Raw genomic sequence first — 18781 nt, forward strand, 5'->3', positions numbered from 1 at the left:
CCGATCATGGTTTCATCCCCCACCACCCATTACGCACGCCTGTCCATCGCCCTGCATTGGCTGATGCTGGTGCTGCTGGCCGCTGTCTATGCCCTCATCGAATTGCGTGGCCTGTTCCCCAAGGACAGCGCCGAACGCAACCTGATGAAGGACCTGCACTTCATGCTCGGGCTCAGCGTGTTCGTGCTGGTCTGGCTGCGCCTGGCCATGCGCCTGAGCCGCCCGACTCCGCCCATCGTGCCCAAACCACCGGCCTGGCAGACCGGCCTGGCGCACCTGATGCACCTGGCACTGTACCTGATGATGATCGGCCTGCCGCTGGCCGGCTGGCTGATCCTCAGTGCCGCCGACAAACCGGTGCCGTTCTTTGGCCTGGAACTGCCCCATCTGATCGACCCGAACCCGGACCAGGCCAAGTTCATCAAAGGTTGGCATGAGCGTATTGGCAGCTGGGGCTACTGGCTGATCGGCCTGCATGCACTGGCCGGGCTTTACCACCACTATGTGCAGCGCGACAACACGCTGTTGCGCATGCTGCCCTACAAGTAACCGCGTCGCCCCTGCAGGCCCCCCGTGTGTACGAAGATCAGGCGGCTGCCGGGCTTGAACAGCCCGGCAGCGACCTGATCACGCAAGGCCAGCAGAGCCTTGCCGGTATAGAGGGCTTCGAGCGGCACGCCAGTGCGCTGCTCGCAGTCGGCGATGAACGTCAGTAGCTCATCGTCGAACTTCCCGAAACCGCCACGGCAGGCGTCGTGTAGCTGGTAGCCGTGCGTGCCGGCCAGTGCTGCCACCGTCTCCGGCACCCCATGATCCCTGGGCACTGCCAGCGCGCCATGTACGGCATGTGCACCCGCCTCGGCCAGTACAAGGCCGGCCAAGGTAGTCCCCGTTCCGGCAGCCAGCCACCAGGCGTCATGGTCCGACCAGCCCAATCCCGCGATCTGCGCGCGCGCCTGCTGCATGATCAGCGCGCAGCCCTGCGCACCGGCCAGCCCGCCGCCCCCTTCGGGGATACAGTGCCAGCCTGGGTAGCGGGCCTGCCAGGGGGCCCAGAATCCTGGCTCGTTGCGCGCACGGTAGCCGCCGTAGCCTAGCCAATGCAGTTCCATGCCCAGCGCCTGCAGGTCACGCACGGTTGGCGTGTCCTGGGCATGGCCGCGTAACAGGCCGACGGTGGCGAAGCCGAAACGCTTGCCGGCAGCGGCCAAGGCGTGCAGATGGTTGGAATGGTTACCGCCGAAGCTGATCAGGCCTGGAGCATTGCTGGCGCCGGCCTGTTGCAGGTGGTGGCGTAGTTTGAACCACTTGTTGCCGCTGATCAGCGGGTCGATCAGGTCCAGGCGCAGAATGGCGGCCTGGACCTGGGCTTGTTGCAGCCAGGGCAAGTTCAGAAACTGCAGGGGGGCTGGGGGGAGGTCGAATACATGCATGGATCGCAGTTTACAGGGTAATCCCGCAAGCGCTTGTAATCGATGAGTCGCCCCCGCCGAGGCATCACAGTGCCAGGGTGGACGCGCATCAGTGGTTCGACACAGGCATCGACGGCCCGGTATAGACCGTCGTAGGAGCGGGTTCACCCGCGAAAGGGCCGGGCCTGCTGGCCAAATTCCACCCGCCGTTCACCGTTGCCACCGCCATCGAATTCGCGGGCATGCCCGCTCCCTCCGGTTACCGTGCAGGTATCGGGCTCACGCAGCCCCGACGCCCTCAGAGTTCAGCCGCCAACCGCGAGCCTTGGTTGATCGCCCGCTTGGCATCCAGCTCGGCCGCCACATCCGCGCCACCAATCAGGTGCACCGACTGCCCCGCCGCCACCAGCCCTTCCTGCAGCTCGCGCAGCGGATCTTGCCCGGCACAGATCACCACGTTATCCACCGCCAGCACTTGCGGCTCGCCGCCGTCCACACGAATGTGCAGGCCGGCATCGTCGATAGCCAGATACTCGACACTGTTGAGCATCTGCACCCCCTTGTTCTTCAACCCGGTGCGGTGAATCCAGCCGGTCGTCTTGCCGAGACCGTCACCCACCTTGGATTTCTTGCGCTGCAACAGGTACACCTGCCGCGCCGGAGCATGCGGCTCGGCCTTGATCCCGGCCACACCACCTCGCGCCTGAAGGTGGGTATCGATGCCCCACTCTTTCCAGAATGCCGCTCGGTCCTGGCTGGTGGCCACGCCCTCATGTACCAGGTACTCGGACACATCGAAGCCGATACCTCCCGCGCCAATCACGGCCACCGACTTGCCCACAGGCTTGCGCTCGAGCAGCACGTCCAGGTAGCTGAGCACCTTGGCATGCTCCACGCCCGCGATGTCCGGGGTACGCGGGGCGATGCCGGTAGCCAGGATGACTTCATCAAAGCCGCCGCCCACCAGTGCCTGCACATCCACGCGGGTATTCAGGCGCAGGTCGACGCCCGTGCTTTTGACCTTGTTACGGAAGTAACGCAGCGTTTCAAAGAATTCTTCCTTGCCCGGCACCCGCTTGGCCACGTTGAACTGGCCGCCGATTTCGCTGGCGGCGTCAAACAGGGTCACCGCGTGGCCTCGCTCGGCCGCCACGGTGGCCGCGGCCAGGCCAGCCGGGCCGGCGCCGACCACGGCAATGCGCTTCACCGTACGTACAGGCAAGTAGTTGAGTTCGGTCTCGTGGCAGGCACGCGGGTTGACCAGGCAGCTGGTCAGTTTGCCGCCGAAGGTGTGGTCCAGGCAGGCCTGGTTGCAGCCGATGCAGGTGTTGATTTCATCCGCGCGACCGGCAGCGGCCTTGTTGACGAAGTCCGGGTCGGCGAGAAACGGTCGGGCCATCGAGACCATGTCCGCATCGCCCTCGGCCAGCACCGCCTCGGCCACTTCCGGGGTGTTGATGCGGTTGGTGGTGATCAGCGGAATGCTCACCACGCCGCGCAACTTGGCGGTGACTTTGCTGAAGGCCGCACGCGGCACTTTGGTGGCGATGGTCGGAATGCGCGCCTCGTGCCAGCCGATTCCGGTGTTGATCAAAGTCGCGCCGGCCTGCTCGATGGCCTTGGCCAGCAGCTCGATCTCGTCCCAGGTGCTGCCCCCCTCGACCAGGTCGAGCATCGACAGGCGGAAGATGATGATGAAGTTAGGCCCTACCGCACCGCGTACCCGGCTGACGATTTCCACTGCCAGGCGCATGCGGTTTTCATAACTGCCGCCCCAACGGTCGGTGCGGTGGTTGGTGTGCGCGGCGAGGAACTGGTTGATGAAGTAACCTTCCGAACCCATGATTTCGACGCCGTCGTAACCGGCACGCTGAGCCAGTACCGCGCAGTTGACGAAGTCGGCGATCTGCTTCTCGATGCCCGCCTCATCCAGCTCTTTGGGCTTGAACGGGTTGATCGGCGCCTGGATCGCGCTAGGTGCCACCTGCCGTGGGCTGTAGGCGTAGCGCCCGGCGTGCAGGATCTGCAGGCAGATCTTGCCACCGGCGGCGTGCACCGCCTCGGTGACGATGCGGTGCTTGTCGGCCTCTTCCTCGGTGCTGAGCTTTGCCGCACCGGAATACACCCCACCTTCATCGTTGGGCGCAATGCCGCCAGTGACCATCAGGCCAACGCCACCGCGGGCGCGCTCGGCAAAGTAAGCTGCCATGCGCTCGAAGCCGCCGGGGCGCTCTTCGAGGCCGGTGTGCATCGAGCCCATCAGGGTGCGGTTGCGCAAGGTGGTAAAGCCCAGGTCCAGCGGAGCAAGCAGGTGCGGGTAGCGGTCGGCGGCCATGGAAAGGTCCCCTGATGGCGTGATCACGGAATGCGGGCACCTCACTGAATGGCGGGCCCCGTCGTTTGTCTGTCAGCGACATTAAACAGCCGTTTGAAAGGGCTCAATGATCAAAACTGACAAGTTAATGATCGTGATGAACAGCAGAGGCAGCGACTGTCGGGAAGGCTCCAGAACTTCAGCGCTATAAGGTTCGCCTGGCTTGATCGCCAAACAGTCTCCCCGCGCATTTGCCAGACAACGCGGCTCTGCCAGACTCTTCAAGCACGTTTGATCATCCACCCATGGAACGTGGCGCCTACTCAGTGCGCCCGGAGGGTTCGCTCATGCTGACAAAAGGATGGGACACCATCAGCATCGTTCGCCAGGACAGCGTGAACAGTGACCTGGCAGCCAGCTGGAACAGCCTCGACCACGAATTTTCCTACACCTCGGATGAAGGCTACGCCTGCCACGGGGTGTTCGACTGCTGGTCGGTCATCAACGGTGGCGGCGGTCGCTTGCTGCGCCTGCGCATGCCTATACGCTCAGGTTTTTTCGAGGCCAGTGGTACCAGCCGCTCGCTGGCCGGCGCGGTTGCCATCATCGAGGTCACCCTGTCGCTGTTGCCACAAGGCAACGGCCAGGTGCAGTTGAAGTCGGCCTTCCTGCACAAGGCCGGAGCCACTCAACCCCTGCTGGGCGACGAAGGCGGCTGGCTGCGCGGCATCACCCTGCAAGACCCCGACGGTTCGCTAGGTCCTTTCGCCTCCGTGGTGCTGGACTGTATCTGCAACTACCTGGTAGAGCATCCCCTACAGTTCACCCATACCTTCGCGACCATCAACTTCAGCAAAGCCACTGCCCCGGAATGGGCCAGACCGCGAAAATGTACCTATGCGTACCTCGATTCAGGTTTCCTGGCGATCATGGCCGTATGTACCGAACGCGACATCAGTGGGCTGCCACTGGATATCGATGTGTCGGGTATCAGCCAGGGTGGACAGTCGAGCTACGTGCTGTCTCCACGCATGGTCCTGGAGCATCTGGTACTGCCCGGGCTGCTTCAGCTTTACCAGGGTGCCACGGCGCAGGACTACCGCTTCGACAATACGCAAATGGTCAACATACCGACCTTGCGCATGAAGGCCATCAAATCAGGAGCGATCTGGTACACCCCCGTTGTCTTCGCCGGTTGCAACCCTGCACGAATGCTCGGTGACTTCATCACCGTCGACTATAAGGGCGACTGTGACCTGCACGCAGGTATCGACATGAAGTGGAACGGCTGGCTGAGGATGAAGCTGGTGCTCGATGGCAACACCATCAACTTCGTCAAGCAATCGTCCGACTTCAGAAAGGAAGTGCATATTCCCTGGTACCTGGCCTGGCTCTCGCCCATCGTCAGCCTGATCACCCACATCGTCGCCGCTGTGATCTCCGATGACCTGATCAGCGCCATCGCCGCGCGTGGCGGCTCGGTCAAGGCCGACACCATCGATTGCGTGTCCTGGAGCAACGACACGCATACCGCTTCGTCGAGCTACCTCGCCGAGGCCCTTGTCATCAACTACGTGTGACCCCACCAACACAAGGAGCCGTATCATGAGCAATGAAAGCAAGGTCATGCTGTCCGGGTTTGCCCAACCCATCTCGCTGCGCCTCGATCACCTCAATGAAACCGCGCGCCAGACCCTGCGCGAATCGCCCCTGTACCGCAACGCGGCGCTTGTACACAGTTCCGAAGACACCTTGCGCGCCGCGCAACTACTGACCAATGCCGGAACACTGGCCAGTACGGTCACGACCAATGGCTGGGATACCGTGAGCATCTGCCGGGTCTCTGCGCTCAACCAGCGCATCGCCCTGGAAAAAACCTACCCCGCCAGCATAGACGCCGGGGTCGACAGCTTCTCGCTCAAGGCCGACTTCGACGCCTGGTCGATTACCACCGGCGGCGACGGACGCAACGTCAAGGTACGCATCCCCTTCGGCTCAGGGACATACAAGGGCCTGAACGGCAAAACCTACCAGGTCCAGGGAATGTCTGCGGATGTCTACGTCAAGCTCAGCTACTTCCCGGCGCCCAATCCAGTATCGGCTTCAGACGGCACGTATGAACTGCAAGTCAACACCCAGGCAACGAACCCGGATGACCCGATCGCTGCGGTGATTGCCCTGAGGGACCCGAACAACGTCTTGAGCGGCATTGACCAGAGCGTGATGCGCGGCGTACTCGAAGACTGGCTGAACCAGCCCGAGAACCTGAAGAAGTTCGACACCCTGTTCAGTACCGTACTGATCAACAACATGGGCAAGGAAAGCGAGGAATTCAAATGGCTGCGGGCCACCTCCATGAGCTATGCCTATACCGACAAGAACAGCGAGGAAAGCAGCATCTTCGGGGTGCTGGCAATGACCAACGAGCGTGACTCCACGGGTTTGCCGAACCAGTTGCCTGCCGTGATGCTGGCTGCGGACAACAATGCCAACTTCCTCATCAGCCGGGAGATCTTCGTCAAGTACCAGTTGCTGGCGGCATTGCCGTTCATCTTCGAGGGTACCACCGCGGCTAACTTCACCCTGGATGAAGCGGGCACATCCATCACTGCCAACGACCTGAAGCTCGACAGCGTCAAGTTTGGGGCCATCACCTATCATCCCGTGGCCGAAAAGTTCGATATCAACTTCGACGAGTCCTATATCCGCACCGAATGCAAGGTACGCACCGATATCTCACCGGGTATCGTGGCCTATACCCGAATCGTCACCAAGCAGACGCTGCAACTGGGCGTCAACGACAAGGGCGAACAGGTGATGGTATATGCCATGGTCGGAGACCCGGATGTCCAGAACACGACAGACATCGCCACCTGGGTGATCGTCACCGAAGCCATTCTGGGCGCGATTGCCGCCGTGGCCACCGCGGTGGCTGGTGGTGTGGGCGGCAAGGTGATGGCGTTGATCGTCGGCATCATCGCAGCGTTGGTGGTGGCCATTGTCAGCATCGTCATCCACGTGATCATCGAGCGCGTGGTGGCGGGTGGGGTAACCAACAACATTCCGTCCATAGCGCCCATGGTCAAAGTGGCGGCGAACCAGGTCAAATGGCCATTCAGTGAACCGGATGCCTTTGTCCTGACCGACATCACCTACTCCGGTGCGCTGATATTCGGTGGCTCGCTGAAGTTGCTCGAGAAATTCTGCATCCAGGACAAACGTCTCGCCCTGGCGACGCTGGCCGCCTGACCCTGCCAACACAACCCCGGGCCCCGACGCCCGGGGTTCGTTGCACGCCCATCGCCATTCCTTTGGTATGATCAAAAGTCGATTGTGCATGGATCCATGCAGTGCGCTGCTCAAACCGATCACAAGGCGCGAGATTGCGGCTGCATCGCTCCGTATGGCCACTCCACTTTTAGCGAATACCCACGCTTGATGCGAAAACTCCTGGCAAGCGCCCTGGCGCTGGTGATGATCGCCGCCCTCTGCGGCTATGGCTTCTGGACCCAACAGCGCCCGGAAGGCCACTACCTGTCCGACCTGCGCATCGAGCTGGCGCTTAACCATGGCGTGCCGGGCGAGCACGGCAACCTGCTCGGTGTCGAACCACTGCTGTACCCGGGCGACTATCAGAACCTGCAACGCCTGCACCGCAAGCTCGCAGCCTATCTGGAGCAAGCCCGCGCCCAAGGCCTGGTGAACCCGCGCACGGTGGTGGTGCTGCCGGAACACATCGGTACCTGGCTGTGGGCGCGCGGAGAGAAGAACGAGCTGTATCAAGTCACCCAGAGCCACGAAGCCCAACAATGGCTGGAACTGAGCAACCCGCTGCGTTATGGCCTCGCGGTTCTTGGCGCTGACGGCGACGACTGGCGCGCCGATGCGCACTTGCGCATGAAGGCCGAGCAGATGGCCGCAGACTACCAGCAGCTGTTCGGCGGCCTTGCCAAGGAATTTGGCGTCACCTTGGTGGCCGGTTCGATCGTGCTGCCCGAACCTTATGTGAAACAAGGCGTACTGCATACCGGCCGTGGCCCGCTGTTCAACAGCAGTGTGGTGTTTGCCGGAGACGGCTCGCTACTGGGGCAGCCCCAGCGCCAGCAATATCCCGACAGTGAAATGCGCCGCTACGTCCACCACGGCCGCCAGCACCCGCTGCAGGTCGTGCAGACCCCGGCCGGGCGCCTCGGGATACTGGTGGGCAGTGACAGCTGGTACCCGGAAAACCACCAGCAACTGACTGAACAAGCCGTACAACTGGTCGCCAACCCGGCGTTTCTCAGTGGCAAGGGCAGTTGGCAAGCACCCTGGCGGGGAAATCGCCATCAGGATGCCAGCGCCGGGCTGGCCTTGCAGCGCGGCGAAGTCAGTGAACAGACGGCTTGGCAACGCCTGACCGAAGTAGCCGGAACCGACATCAGCAGCATGAGCGTATTCATGCGCGGGCAGTTCTGGGAACAGGGCAGCGATGGCCAGGGCTTTGCCCGCCAGTCGGGCGCGTTGCTCGCCGGCCCCCCCAGCCCAGGCGCCCGCCTGTTGAATGTGTGGTTGTAAGCCCATGGCCCGCCCCCGCGTGCGCCTGGGCGAACTGTCGGTAGGTTTTGTCCAGCCTTTGAGCCAAGCCCTGCGCGAGCTGGGCCACGACCCTGAACCATTGCTGCGCCGCTACGGCCTGGACGCGACCCGCCTGGGCGAAGCCGGCGCACGCCTGTCCATACCCCGCTACATGCACCTGGGCCACGCAGCCATCGAAATGAGTGGTGAGGCCGCTTTAGGTCTGCGTATGGGGCGCCTCAGCCGGCTGGCGCATACGGGCCTGGCCGGGGTCACTGCGGCCCAGGCCCCCACCCTGGGTGAGGCCGCGCGTACCCTGCTGCGTTTCGAGCCGCTTTACGCGGCCAACTACCGCGGCCATTCCAGCTTTGAGGAAGATGCCCAGGGCGCCTGGCTGCGCTTCTACTCCATCAGCCCCTACAACGACTACAACCGCTTTGTGGTCGACTCACTGCTGGCCGGCTGGCTGGCCCAGTTGGCCGACCTTGCCGGCACCCCGGTGCAGGCCGAACGCCTGGAGATCGAGTTTGCCGCGCCCTCCTATGCCGCGCGCTATCAACCGCTTTGCAGCACGCCTGTGCAGTTCGCCGCCGACGGCAATCAGCTGCGTCTGAGCCGCGCTACCTTGCAACTGGCCAACCCCGGGCATTGCCCGAGCACCTGGCAGCACCTGTTGCAGTTGTGCGAAGCAGAGCTGCTGCAGCGCACGCGGGTGCGCAGCCTGGGTGAGCGCATCACCCACCTGCTGGGCCCGCTGCTCAATGGCGGCCGTGAACCGGACCTGGAAGAAGTGGCGCTGCACTTGCAGCTACCAAGCTGGACCTTGCGCCGCAAGCTCGCCGAGGAAGGCACGCGCTTTCGCGACCTGCTCAACGAAACCCGGCGCGACCTGGCCGAGACCTACATCCGTGACACGGCGCTGGCCTTTGGCGAGATTGCCTATCTGTTGGGGTTTGCTTCAGCCGAGGCCTTCCAGCGCGCATTCAAGCGCTGGACGGGCCTCACGCCGGGGGAGTTCCGCCGCAGCCAGCGGCAGCCGGGCTAGAGTTCGGTGGCGTCGTCGGCCGGTTCCGGGGTGTCCAGTTCGTAAGCCTGGGTTTCGAGTAGTTCTTCCTGGTATTCATCCATTGCCCTGCGTCCTCTTTGCTCATTTTGCCTTTGTAGGTATCGCCTTCAGCCTAAGCAGGTGGGATGAAGGGATGATGACAAGCTTATGAGTGGTAAACGTAGCAGGTGTTCAGAAAGTTATCGCGGGGCGTCTGTAACAGGGGATGTTTACAGCCTGAACCGGCCCTTTCGCGGGCTGCCGGCGAAAGGGCCGGTTCAGGCGACCCATCAAAGGGAGGGGGCGGCGGCCTCGGCCGACTGGGCATCCTGCTGTACCTGAATGGGTGCAGCCTCCACCGGTGGGACCACCGGCTGCGAACCCTGGCTGTCATCCACCACCGGCGCCGCTGCCGCCTCGCTGGCCGGGGCTACTCCCGCAGGTGCAGGCGTCGCTTCAACCAAAGGTGCAACTGCCGGGGCCGGCGCCACCGGGTTCGCCGCCGCCTGCTCCGGAAGCCCCAGGTCCACCGCCGGCTTTTCCACCTTGGGCGCCTCGACCTTGGCCTTTTCGACCTTCTTCGGCTTGGGCAGGTAGCTCTCCACCAAGGCGAAATAACGGTCATAGAACTGCGCCGCGGTCACCGTCTCACTGGCCACCTTGACCATCGAGTCGTCACTGGAGCCGATCGGCATCGACACCGAACCCAGCACCCCCACGCCCAGGCTGGCGGAGGTGTTGGACTTTTTCAGCGCATAGCGGTCCTGGAGGGCGTTGGCGAACATGGTCGAGTGCTGGTCGTCGCTCACGTCCGGTGCGCAGGTAACATTGAAGCTGATCTGCAGGTGGTTCTCGCTGTTTTGCTGAAAGCTCTTGTTACCCACCACCTGGTTGGCGCCGCTGCTGGTGATGATGTACCCCTGGCTGAGCAAAGCACGCCGGGCGGCCTCGCAAGAGCCGGCATCGCTCACCGGAAAGCTGCGCGAGAAGGTACCCGAGTCATCGAAGTTCTCGTGCTCGTAGACGGCCGCTTTTTTCGAGGAACAACCGGTCACGCCCGCCAGCACCAGGGCCAGCCCGAGCGCACCAAAGACGGAAGATCTGGTCATTGCGAATTCCGGGTATGTCGGGAAAGTGCCTATTGTGCAACACAGCAGGCAGGCACAGGAACCGCTGGTCGGTGAAGAATCTGTCAGGTTGGTGTAAATCTGGGTAAAGGCAGGCACTTACCAGGCGCACTAACGAAAAAAGCGACCCGAAGGTCGCTTTAACGTTGCTTCAAGGCGTTCATGGGGCCTTGAAGCGAAGATGGCGCAGCGGACGGGACTCGAACCCGCGACCCCCGGCGTGACAGGCCGGTATTCTAACCGACTGAACTACCGCTGCGTATCATTCAGGCTTGCGCCCGATTGAAACCTGGGTCTACCCTTCCGGCGCGATGGCCTCAGGGCAGGCACAAAAAAAGCGATAACGCGATCGCTTCTCTTGTGTTTGCTTCAAGGTGTTCTAGGGACCTTGAAACGAAGATGGCGCAGCGGACGGGACTCGAACCCGCGACCCCCGGCGTGACAGGCCGGTATTCTAACCGACTGAACTACCGCTGCGTATCGTTCAGGCTTGCGCCCGATTGAAACTGGGATCAGCCCAAGGCGTGTGCCTTGTGGCTTCAGACCGGTGCCAGGCACCCATCTGTTACTGAAAAATGGCGCAGCGGACGGGACTCGAACCCGCGACCCCCGGCGTGACAGGCCGGTATTCTAACCGACTGAACTACCGCTGCGCAGTGCGTTCCTCTCTGGCTATCGGCTTCTTGCGAACCCGAAGCTCCAGGAACATCTCAGGAAGTGGTGGGTGATGACGGGATCGAACCGCCGACCCTCTGCTTGTAAGGCAGATGCTCTCCCGGCTGAGCTAATCACCCTCGCGATGTTGCTTGTTGCGTTTGCTTCGCTGAGGCCGCGAAATTTACGCAGGTGGCGAAGCTAAGTCAATAGCCCCATTGAATTTTTTTCAAAAAGGCAACGTGAGGTTATTGCCTGTGCCGGCCTCTTCGCGGGTAAACCCGCTCCTACAGTCGGACATTAACCGTTGTAGGAGCGGGTTTACCCGCGAAGAGGCCGGCGCAGTTTAAACAAGGTGCTCAGGTATAGATCATCTTGCGGGTCATGCCGCCATCGACCACAAACTCCTGGCCGGTGACAAATGCCGCCTGGCGTGACAGCAACCAGGCAACCATGGCCGCGACATCTTCCACGGTCCCTACCCTGCCCGTTGGGTGCTGGGCATGGTCAGCTTCGCTCAACGGCTCAGCACGGCGCTGCGACGGATCACGGGCATCGATCCAGCCCGGGCTCACCGCATTGACACGAATCTCCGGGCCCAGGCTCATGGCCAGGGCATGGGTCAAAGCCACCAGGCCGCCCTTGCTTGCCGCGTAAGCCTCGGTGTCGGGTTCGGACTGCCGAGCACGGGTAGAGGTCAGGTTGACGATCGCCCCATTGTGCGCACGCAGGTACGGCGCACAATGCTTGGCCAGCAGCATGGGGCCGCTGAGGTTGACCCCCAGCACCCGGTTCCATTGTGCCAGGCTCAGGCTTTCCAGCGTCTGGTTGTGCGGGTTGGCAATGGCCGCATTGCACACCAGCGCGTCCAGCCGGCCGAACTGCCCGAGCACTTCGGACACTCCGGCACTGACCTGGGCCTCGTCGGCAACGTCCATGGTAATGAACCAGGCGTTGTCGCCCAACGCCTTGGCCACTTTGGTACCACGCTGGCGGTCCAGATCACTCAGCACCACTTGCCAGCCTTCGCAGATCAGCCATGCGGCAATGCCCAGACCGATGCCGCGGGCGGCACCTGTGACCAAGGCTACCCGGCCATTGTGGCCCGGGGTACTGCCGCTGATTTCGATCACAATGCCGCCAACCCGCGCGCCAGGTCAGCCTGCAGGTCAGCCACGTCTTCCAGGCCCACGGCAACGCGGATCAGGCTGTCGCGGATGCCAGCCGCTTCACGCTCCTGCGGCGACAGACGACCGTGTGAGGTGGTCGCCGGATGCGCGATGGTGGTTTTGCTGTCACCCAGGTTGGTAGTGATGGAAATCACACGGGTAGCGTCGATGAAACGCCACGCGCCCTCTTTGCCACCCTTGACCTCGAAGCTAACCACTGCACCAAAACCGCTCATCTGGCGCTTGGCCAGTTCGTGCTGGGGGTGGCTGGGCAGGCCGGCGTAATGCACCTTCTCCACGCCATCCTGCTGCTCCAGCCATTCGGCCAGGGCCTGAGCGCTTTCGCAGTGGGCACGCATACGCAGGCGCAGCGTTTCCAGGCCCTTGGTGAAGATCCAGGCGTTGAACGGACTGAGGGTTGGACCTGCGGTTCGCAGGAAACCCACTACTTCTTTCATTTGCTCAGTACGGCCGGCAACCACACCGCCCATGCAGCGGCCTTGGCCATCGATGAACTTGGTGGCCGAGTGGAACACAATGTCGGCACCCAGCTTCAGCGGCTGCTGCAACGCCGGGGTACTGAAACAGTTGTCCACCACCAGCATGGCACCCTGAGCATGGGCGATTTCGCTGAGCGCGGTGATATCGACCAACTCGGCCAGCGGGTTGGAGGGCGATTCGACGATCAGCAGCTTGGTGTTGGCCTTGATGGCCTTTTCCCAACCGGTGAGGTCGACCAGTGGCACGTAGTCCACTTCTACACCAAAGCGCTTGAAGTACTTCTCGAACAGGCTGATGGTAGAGCCGAATACGCTCTGCGACACCAGCACATGGTCACCGGCGCTGCACAGCGACATGACCACGGCCAGGATCGCCGCCATGCCGGTGGACGTACCCACGGCCTGTTCGGCACCTTCCATGGCCGCCAGGCGCTCCTCGAAGGCACGCACCGACGGGTTGGTGTAGCGCGAGTAGACGTTGCCCGGCGTTTCGCCGGCAAAGCGCGCAGCAGCATCGGCTGCCGTGCGGAACACATAGCTGGAGGTCAGGAACAGCGCTTCGCTGTGCTCGCCTTCCGGGGTACGGTTTTGGCCAGCGCGTACCGCCAGGGTGTCGAAACCGACACCCTCGAGGTCACTGTCCAGTCGCCCGGCATCCCATTGATCCGTCATGCCGTCGCTCCCAAAATCAGTTGTTGTAAAGGTCGATGATCGCGCTGACGGCCTGGTTCTTGACCTTGGCCAAGTCGTTACGGGCCTGCTCGATGCGGTCGAGGTAGGCTTCGTCGATATCGCCAGTGACGTACTCGCCGTTGAACACCGCGCAATCGAACTGCTCGATCTTGATCTTGCCGCCGCCGACCGAGTCGATCAGGTCTGGCAGGTCCTGATAGACCAGCCAATCGGCGCCAATCAACTCACCCACCTGTTCGGTGGTGCGGTTGTGGGCGATCAGTTCGTGAACACTCGGCATGTCGATGCCGTAGACGTTGGGGTAGCGTACTGCAGGGGCCGCGGAGCAGAAGTAGACATTCTTGGCGCCGGCTTCGCGGGCCATCTGGATGATCTGCTTGCAGGTGGTACCGCGCACGATCGAATCGTCCACCAGCATCACATTCTTGCCGCGGAACTCCAGCTCGATGGCGTTGAGCTTCTGACGCACCGACTTCTTGCGCGCGGCCTGGCCGGGCATGATGAAGGTACGGCCGATGTAACGGTTCTTGACGAAACCTTCGCGGAACTTGACGCCCAACCGGTTGGCCAGTTCCAGCGCGGCAGTACGACTGGTATCCGGGATCGGGATGACCACGTCGATATCATGATCGGGGCGCTCGCGCATGATCTTGTCGGCCAGCTTTTCACCCATGCGCAGACGCGCCTTGTACACCGAGACCCCATCGATGATCGAGTCCGGGCGCGCCAGGTAGACGTGCTCGAAGATGCACGGCTGCAACTTTGGCGATTCGGCGCACTGCTTGGTGAACAACTGGCCTTCTTCGGTGATGTACACCGCTTCGCCCGGCGCCAGGTCGCGGATCAGGGTGAAGCCGAGCACGTCCAGGGCGACGCTTTCCGAGGCGATCATGTATTCCACGCCTTCGTCGGTGTGACGCTGGCCGAACACCACCGGGCGAATGCCATGGGGGTCGCGGAAACCGACGATGCCATAGCCGGTGATCATGGCCACCACGGCGTAACCGCCAACGCAGCGGCTGTGCACATGAGAGACCGCAGCGAACACGTCTTCTTCGGTCGGCTGCAGCTTGCCGCGCACCGCCAGCTCATGGGCGAACACGTTCAGCAGCACTTCCGAGTCGGAGTTGGTGTTGACGTGGCGCAGGTCGGACTCGTAGATCTCCTTGGCCAACTGCTCGACGTTGGTCAGGTTGCCGTTGTGAGCCAGGGTGATGCCGTAAGGCGAGTTGACGTAGAACGGCTGGGCCTCGGCCGAGGTCGAGCTGCCCGCAGTCGGGTAGCGCACGTGGCCGATGCCGATGTTGCCTACCAGGCGCTGCATGTGGCGCTGCTGGAACACGTCGCGCACCAGGCCATTATCCTTGCGCAGGAACAACCGGCCGTCATGGCTGGTCACGATACCGGCAGCGTCCTGGCCGCGGTGCTGGAGGACCGTAAGCGCGTCATACAGCGCCTGATTGACGTTCGACTTACCGACGATACCGACGATGCCACACATGCGACGCAACCCCTACTTTGATGAAACTTGAGTGAATAGCGCTCAGGGCTTGGACGGCCCGAGCAACTGTTCCTTGAACGGAAGATCAGCCGGAGTGCTGATCAGCCCACTGGGCGTCCATTGGTCGGTGAAACCCAGAATCAGGTTTTTCGACCAGTCGGCGACCAAGAGAAACTGTGGTATCAGGCGTGATTCCTGCCACCAGGTGTCTTGTTGAACCGGCCCCAGGCTGATCAGGCCTATGGCCACCACTACCAGCAAGGCCCCGCGCGCAGCGCCAAAGGCCATGCCCAGGAAACGATCGGTGCCGGACAGCCCGGTCACGCGGATCAGCTCACCGACAAGGAAGTTGACCATGGCCCCCACCAGCAAGGTGGCGACGAAAAGAATGGCGCAGCCAGCGATGATGCGCATCGATGGCGTCTGGATATAGCTCTCAAGATACACCGAGAGCGAACCGCCGAACATCCAGGCAACCGCACCGGCAATGATCCAGATGAGCAAGGACAAGGCCTCCTTGACGAAGCCGCGCTTGAGACTGATCAGTGTGGAGACGGCGATGATCGCGATGATCGCCCAATCAACCAAGGTAAATGCCACGGTGTTGCCTGCAGACGTTTGAGGCGGCGCATTTTACCAGAGCAGAGGGCCGGGAGTAAGCGGAATGTCAGCTGGATTGGTGTTGGGCCTTGGCAGGCAAACCCGCGCCGACAGGTTCCGGGTAAGCCTTGCAGCGGCACAGTACCTGCAGGCGCGGGCTCACCCGCGAATGGGCGGCCTAGCCGCCCCGGGGAATCAGCTGCGCTCAGGCTGGAAGCGCACCACAAAGCCCTTGAGGCTGTTCTGACGGTTGATGGCGTCACGCACGCGCTCGGCCTCGGCGCGCTCGATCAACGGCCCCACGTACACGCGGTTCATGCCACCCGCCGTACGGATATAGGCGTTGTAACCCTGGCTACGCAGGGTTTGCTGCAGCTTTTCGGCACCGGCGCGGTTGGACAGACTGGCCAGTTGGATCGACCAACTGACGGGCAGGCCATTGGCGTCGATCTTCGATGGCGCGGCAGGCGCGGGCGTTGCAGCGGCTTTGGCCTCCACCTTGGGCGCGGGCGCCTGCGGCTTGGGTGGCTGAACCTGCGCCTGGGTCTGTGGCGACGGGGTGATTGGCTGGCTGGGTGTACTCGCCGGCGCAGTGGCCTCGTCGATCACCACCGGCGCCGGCTGCGCCTCCTGCGCAATAACCTGTGGCTCCGGCACGGCAACCGGCTCCACCTTCACTTCCGGCAGGCTGGGCATGGCCGGTGCCTGCGGGGCTTCGACGTGCACCTGGCGCATCTCGTCCTGGCGGGTAAACAGCATCGGCAGGAAGATAACCGCCAGCGCCACCAGCACCAGCGCACCCACCATGCGCTGTTTCATCCCTTTATCCAGCACAGCCATCTATTCCACCCTCCTGGGCGTGCCGCTCCAGCCATTCCAGCGCCTGGGCGACACAGAAAAACGAACCGAACAGCAGGATCTGATCATCCGCCGTCGCCTGCGCACATTGCCCTTCAAGGGCGGCGTCGACGCTGGCATAAGACTTCACCGCGGCACCGAGGTTCGCCAAGGACGAGGCCAGTTCTGCGGCCGGGCGACTGCGCGGGGTATCCAGCGGCGCCACCGCCCAGTCGTCGATGAGGCCCTGCAGCGGCGCGATAACGCCCTCCAGATCCTTGTCGGCGAGCAGACCAAAGACCGCGAGGCGGCGCCCCTTCAGCGGCCGGGCCGCCAGGCGCCTGGCCAGGTACTGCGCCGCATGCGGGTTGTGCCCGACATCCAGCAGCAACGCTACCGGTTTGCCCTGCCAGTTCAAGTTACGGAGGTCGTGACGCCCAGTGATACGGGTATCCTGCAGCGCCTGGCGAACTTGCTCCGCGTCCCACGGCAGCCCCATCAGCAGGTAAGCCTGCAAGGCCAGCGTGGCGTTTTCCATGGGCAGGTCAAGCAAAGGCAGGTCACGCAGCTCGACCTGCGCACCATCGGCGGCAGTACCACGCCAGCTCCAGCAGCCATCGGCGCTGGCCAGGTCGAATTCCCGACCGCGCAGGAACAGTGGTGCGGCCAGTTCAGCGGCCTTGTCCAGCAACGGCCCGGGCGGATCCAGATCACCGCACAGGGCCGGCTTGCCCGGGCGGAAGATGCCAGCCTTCTCGAAGGCCACCAGCTCGCGGGTATCACCCAGGTAATCAACATGGTCGACACCGATGCTGGTCACCAGGGCGAAGTCGGCATCCACTACGTTGACGGTATCCAGGCGGCCACCCAGGCCCACCTCCAGCACCACCGCATCCAGCTGCGACTGGTAGAACAACCAGAACGCGGCCAACGTCCCCATCTCGAAGTAGGTCAGGGAAATATCGCCCCGCGCCGCCTCGACGGCGGCGAAGGCTTCGCACAGGCGCTCATCGCTGGCCTCTTGGCCATCGATCATCACCCGCTCGTTGTAACGTAGCAGGTGCGGCGAACTGTACACGCCGACCTTGAGCCCCTGGGCACGCAGCAACGACACCACGAAGGCGCAGGTCGAACCCTTGCCGTTGGTGCCGGTCACTGTCACCACGCGCGGCGCCAGCTTGCCCAGCGCCAAGCGGGCAAGCACCTTCTGCGACCGCTCCAGGCCCATGTCGATGGCCGAGGGGTGCAACTGCTCGAGGTAGGCGAGCCATTCGCCCAGGGATCGTTGTTTCATCACGCGACGGCAGCCGCCTCACGCGCTTCTTCCGGCGTTTGCTGACCGGTCATCTGCGCCAGCAGGCGGGCCAGACGCGGACGCAATTCGCCACGGGAGATGATCAGGTCGATGGCACCGTGCTCCAGCAGGAACTCGCTGCGCTGGAAGCCTTCAGGCAGCTTCTCGCGTACGGTCTGCTCGATCACGCGTGGGCCGGCGAAACCGATCAGGGCCTTCGGCTCACCGACGATGACGTCGCCGAGCATCGCCAGGCTGGCGGAAACACCGCCATACACCGGGTCGGTCAGGACCGAGATGAACGGGATGCCTTCTTCGCGCAGGCGCGCCAGCACGGCCGAGGTCTTGGCCATCTGCATCAGCGAGATCAGCGCTTCCTGCATGCGCGCACCGCCCGAAGCGGAGAAGCAAACCATTGGGCAGCGGTTTTCCAGGGCATAGTTGGCCGCGCGCACGAAGCGCTCGCCGACGATGGCACCCATGGAGCCGCCCATGAACGAGAACTCGAAGGCACTAACCACGATCGGCATGCCCATCAGGGTGCCGCTCATGGAGATCAGCGCGTCCTTTTCGCCGGTCTGCTTCTGCGCAGCGGTCAGGCGGTCCTTGTACTTCTTGCCATCACGGAATTTCAGGCGGTCGACCGGTTCCAGGTCAGCGCCCAGTTCGGCCCGGCCTTCGGCGTCAAGGAAGATGTCGATGCGCGCACGTGCGCCGATGCGCATGTGGTGGTTGCACTTGGGGCAGACATCCAGGGTCTTTTCCAGCTCCGGACGATACAGCACGGCCTCGCAGGACGGGCACTTGTGCCACAGGCCCTCAGGCACCGAGCTCTTTTTCACCTCGGAACGCATGATCGAAGGGATCAGTTTGTCGACTAACCAGTTGCTCATGCTTTCTTTCTCCAGTATTGGCAGGCGGGGGACGGCGTCACCGGCCCTGCCCTGCCCTTGAGCTCAAAATCTTTTATGAAACGATGGTGGACCGGCCGCCGGGGCTTCCAGCGCGCCACTCCACCGCTAATGTGTTTTTTGCCGCCACAGGTGCTGGCATGCGGCCCGCAGGGCTGCGAAAGCTA

General features: G+C 62.8%; 15 protein-coding genes and 4 tRNA genes. 5 read left to right on the forward strand and 14 right to left on the reverse strand.

Annotated elements, in window-relative coordinates; translation table 11 throughout:
* Window positions 1-6 precede the first annotated feature (6 nt).
* Window positions 7-549, forward strand: a complete 543-nt coding sequence (locus N5D53_RS09165; protein WP_190870106.1) for a cytochrome b — start codon at window positions 7-9, stop codon at window positions 547-549.
* Here the strand turns inward: N5D53_RS09165 and N5D53_RS09170 are convergent.
* Together N5D53_RS09170 and N5D53_RS09175 are read right to left on the reverse strand one after the other, a co-directional pair.
* Window positions 540-1433 carry a pyridoxal-phosphate dependent enzyme gene (locus tag N5D53_RS09170; protein WP_266023033.1) on the reverse strand — a complete coding sequence of 298 codons (894 nt, stop codon included), beginning with the start codon at window positions 1431-1433 and terminating at the stop codon, window positions 540-542. The two genes, N5D53_RS09165 and N5D53_RS09170, sit on opposite strands and share 10 nt — an antisense overlap.
* 277 nt (window positions 1434-1710) lie before the next feature.
* Entirely contained in the window at window positions 1711-3747 is a 2037-nt protein-coding gene (locus tag N5D53_RS09175) for an NADPH-dependent 2,4-dienoyl-CoA reductase (RefSeq protein ID WP_266023032.1), read from the reverse strand.
* Between the two features lie 326 nt (window positions 3748-4073).
* Between N5D53_RS09175 and N5D53_RS09180 the strand changes: the two genes are divergently transcribed.
* The 4 genes from N5D53_RS09180 to N5D53_RS09195 all read left to right on the forward strand — a co-directional run bounded on the left by N5D53_RS09180 (window position 4074) and on the right by N5D53_RS09195 (window position 9328).
* Window positions 4074-5306: a TULIP family P47-like protein gene (locus N5D53_RS09180; protein ID WP_223843609.1), complete on the forward strand. Its 1233-nt coding sequence runs from the start codon at window positions 4074-4076 to the stop codon at window positions 5304-5306.
* Between the two features lie 25 nt (window positions 5307-5331).
* A complete protein-coding gene (locus tag N5D53_RS09185; RefSeq protein ID WP_104962267.1) occupies window positions 5332-6975 on the forward strand; it encodes a TULIP family P47-like protein in 1644 nt (547 codons plus the stop codon).
* A 189-nt stretch (window positions 6976-7164) separates the two neighbouring features.
* Window positions 7165-8283 carry a nitrilase-related carbon-nitrogen hydrolase gene (locus N5D53_RS09190; protein ID WP_064491308.1) on the forward strand — a complete coding sequence of 373 codons (1119 nt, stop codon included), beginning with the start codon at window positions 7165-7167 and terminating at the stop codon, window positions 8281-8283.
* Window positions 8284-8287: 4 nt separating this feature from the next.
* Window positions 8288-9328, forward strand: a complete 1041-nt coding sequence (locus N5D53_RS09195; protein WP_190870104.1) for an AraC family transcriptional regulator — start codon at window positions 8288-8290, stop codon at window positions 9326-9328.
* Window positions 9329-9618: 290 nt separating this feature from the next.
* Here N5D53_RS09195 and N5D53_RS09200 read toward each other — a convergent pair whose 3' ends face one another.
* The 12 genes from N5D53_RS09200 to accD form a co-directional block, all read right to left on the reverse strand.
* Window positions 9619-10437: a DUF2242 domain-containing protein gene (locus N5D53_RS09200; RefSeq protein WP_266023029.1), complete on the reverse strand. Its 819-nt coding sequence runs from the start codon at window positions 10435-10437 to the stop codon at window positions 9619-9621.
* Window positions 10438-10637: 200 nt separating this feature from the next.
* Window positions 10638-10714: transfer RNA gene (locus N5D53_RS09205), tRNA-Asp, on the reverse strand.
* A 141-nt stretch (window positions 10715-10855) separates the two neighbouring features.
* Window positions 10856-10932: transfer RNA gene (locus N5D53_RS09210), tRNA-Asp, on the reverse strand.
* A 99-nt stretch (window positions 10933-11031) separates the two neighbouring features.
* A tRNA-Asp gene (locus N5D53_RS09215) sits at window positions 11032-11108 on the reverse strand.
* A gap of 65 nt (window positions 11109-11173) precedes the next feature.
* Window positions 11174-11249 (reverse strand) — tRNA-Val (locus tag N5D53_RS09220).
* A 219-nt stretch (window positions 11250-11468) separates the two neighbouring features.
* Entirely contained in the window at window positions 11469-12242 is a 774-nt protein-coding gene (locus N5D53_RS09225; RefSeq protein WP_010953013.1) for an SDR family oxidoreductase, read from the reverse strand.
* The gene (locus N5D53_RS09230) at window positions 12239-13450 is read right to left on the reverse strand and encodes an O-succinylhomoserine sulfhydrylase (protein WP_010953012.1); all 1212 of its coding nucleotides are present in this window, start codon (window positions 13448-13450) and stop codon (window positions 12239-12241) included. Before N5D53_RS09230 ends, N5D53_RS09225 begins: the two co-directional genes overlap by 4 nt.
* A 16-nt stretch (window positions 13451-13466) precedes the next feature.
* A complete protein-coding gene (purF, locus tag N5D53_RS09235) occupies window positions 13467-14972 on the reverse strand; it encodes an amidophosphoribosyltransferase (protein ID WP_003247207.1) in 1506 nt (501 codons plus the stop codon).
* 42 nt (window positions 14973-15014) lie between these two features.
* Window positions 15015-15572 carry a CvpA family protein gene (locus N5D53_RS09240; RefSeq protein WP_010953011.1) on the reverse strand — a complete coding sequence of 186 codons (558 nt, stop codon included), beginning with the start codon at window positions 15570-15572 and terminating at the stop codon, window positions 15015-15017.
* 195 nt (window positions 15573-15767) lie between these two features.
* A complete protein-coding gene (locus N5D53_RS09245) occupies window positions 15768-16412 on the reverse strand; it encodes an SPOR domain-containing protein (RefSeq protein ID WP_190870103.1) in 645 nt (214 codons plus the stop codon).
* A complete protein-coding gene (gene folC / locus N5D53_RS09250; RefSeq protein WP_279840200.1) occupies window positions 16396-17703 on the reverse strand; it encodes a bifunctional tetrahydrofolate synthase/dihydrofolate synthase in 1308 nt (435 codons plus the stop codon). The genes N5D53_RS09245 and folC overlap by 17 nt, the downstream gene beginning before the upstream one ends.
* Window positions 17703-18596 carry an acetyl-CoA carboxylase, carboxyltransferase subunit beta gene (gene accD / locus N5D53_RS09255; protein ID WP_004574892.1) on the reverse strand — a complete coding sequence of 298 codons (894 nt, stop codon included), beginning with the start codon at window positions 18594-18596 and terminating at the stop codon, window positions 17703-17705. Before accD ends, folC begins: the two co-directional genes overlap by 1 nt.
* Window positions 18597-18781: the final 185 nt, after the last annotated feature.

Source organism: Pseudomonas sp. GD03862, from assembly GCF_029840855.1.
Lineage (GTDB): Bacteria > Pseudomonadota > Gammaproteobacteria > Pseudomonadales > Pseudomonadaceae > Aquipseudomonas > Aquipseudomonas alloputida.